This is a genomic window from Spirillospora sp. NPDC049652 (assembly GCF_040675125.1).
Lineage (GTDB): Bacteria > Actinomycetota > Actinomycetes > Streptosporangiales > Streptosporangiaceae > Spirillospora.
The window spans coordinates 1-1,874 of record NZ_JBFAOF010001205.1 but is presented as its reverse complement, the minus strand read 5'-3'; the positions used below and the strand labels follow the sequence as shown (position 1 = coordinate 1,874).

Genomic DNA, 1,874 nt, shown 5'->3' with positions numbered 1-1,874 from the left:
TCGTGTTTGGCCGTGCAGTTCCCTGTTGCGATCTCCCTACCCCCCCCCGGCCCTGCGGCCACACAGGGGGCGGGGTACCTTGTGGAGCCCACCACCCCCACCCCGGCCCGTGGCACGCCCGCGCCCCTCACCGGGCGCGGAGCGTGTCCTTCTCACAAGGGGACGCTAGGAAGACGCCTCCGACGCGGGCTCCGGACGGGACGCGGACCCGGCCGTCCCCTCCTCCGATTCGCCGGCGCGCCCGCTCGTGCCGTCCTTCTTCTTCTGCTTCTTCGGGGGCTTGGGCGGCGGGGGCATCGGCGGGACGCCGCGCATCGTGGCGATCGCCAGCACGCCCAGCACGACCACGACCCCCGCGCCCACCAGCGCCACGGTGTGCAGCCCGGACGTGAACGCCTCGAACGCCGCCTTCCGCACGCCGTCCCCGACCTGGCCGGGCAGGCCGCGCGCGGCGGCCACCGCGCCCTCGACACTCTCGCGGGCGGCGCGCGCGGCGGCGGCGGGCACGCCCGCGGGCAGCCCGCCGTCGATCCGGTCGCGGTAGACGGCGGTGGCGACGCTGCCGAGCCCGGCGATGCCGAACGCGACGCCGAACTCGCTGCCGGTCTGCATCACCGCCGACGCCGACCCGACCCGCTCCGGCGGGACCGAGCTCACCGCCATCCCGGTGACCAGGCCGAGCGGGATGCCGACGCCGAGCAGGACGATCCCGAACCCGAGCAGCAGGACGGGCCGCCCGCCGCTCGCCGCGACCTGCGTGAGCACCAGGTAGCCGGCGAACGCGATGGCCATCCCGCCCGCGATCACGTAGGCGGGCCGGATCTTCTGCGCGTGGCCCGGGCCGAGCATCAGCCCGACCACCAGCCCGAGCGTCGGCGGGAGCTGCCAGAGGCCGGTGCCCAGCGGGGACAGCCGGTCGACCGTCTGCAGGTGCAGCGTGACCATCAGCGAGCTGCCGCCCTGCACCCCGCCGCCGAGCAGCCCGAAGACCACGGCGGTGGCGTACACCGGGTTGCGGAACAGCGCCGGGTCGAGCATCGGGTCGCGCAGCGAGCGCTGCCGCAGCAGGAACGAGGCGAACGCGACCAGGCCCACGACCAGCGCCGCGACCGGCAGCGTGCGCCAGCCGTCCTTGGCGAGCTCCTTCAGCCCGTAGATCACCGGCAGGACGCCCGCCAGCGACAGCACGACGCTCGCCGGGTCCAGCGGGCCGCGCTCGGGGTTGCGGTTCTCCGGCAGCAGCCGGGGGCCGACGGCGAGCAGCAGCAGCATCACCGGGACGCCGATCAGGAAGACCGACCCCCACCAGAAGAACCGCAGCAGCACGCCGCCGATGACGGGCCCGATCAGCAGCCCGCCCATGAAGCAGCTCATCCAGGACGCGATCGCCATCCCGCGCTGCGCCGGGTCGGTGAACATGCGGCTGATCAGGCCGAGGCCGCAGGGCATGACGGTCGCCGCCGCGACGCCCATCAGCGCGCGGGCGGTGAAGAGCATCCAGAACGAGTCGGAGAACGCGGCGACGACGGACACGACGCCGAACAGCGCCGCCCCCGACAGCAGCAGCCTCCGCTGCCCGATCCGGTCGCCGAGGCTGCCCATCGTGATGAGGAACCCGGCGGTCATGAAGCCGTAGATGTCGACGATCCAGAGCTGCTGGATGTTGTTGGCGTGCAGCGAGGTGCTCAGCCGGGGCAGCGCGAGGTAGAGCACGCTGAGGTCCAGCGACATCAGCAGCGCGGCCAGGGCCAGGACGGCGAGCCCGGCGAACTCCCGGCGGCCGGCGGGTGGTCCCGCGGGCGCCTGCGGCGCGCCCGCGGGCCCCCCCGCGGGCGTGCCGGGCGGGGGGATCGGAAGAGCACCCCGCGGAACAC

Annotated in this window: 1 protein-coding gene; it reads right to left on the bottom strand. The window is 74.7% G+C overall.

Translation table 11 applies throughout. The features are described from left to right. Nucleotides 1-165 precede the first annotated feature (165 nt). A partial coding sequence (locus AB0J52_RS38590) for an MFS transporter (protein ID WP_500188002.1) occupies nt 166-1,874 on the bottom strand: 1,709 nt, incomplete at its 5' end.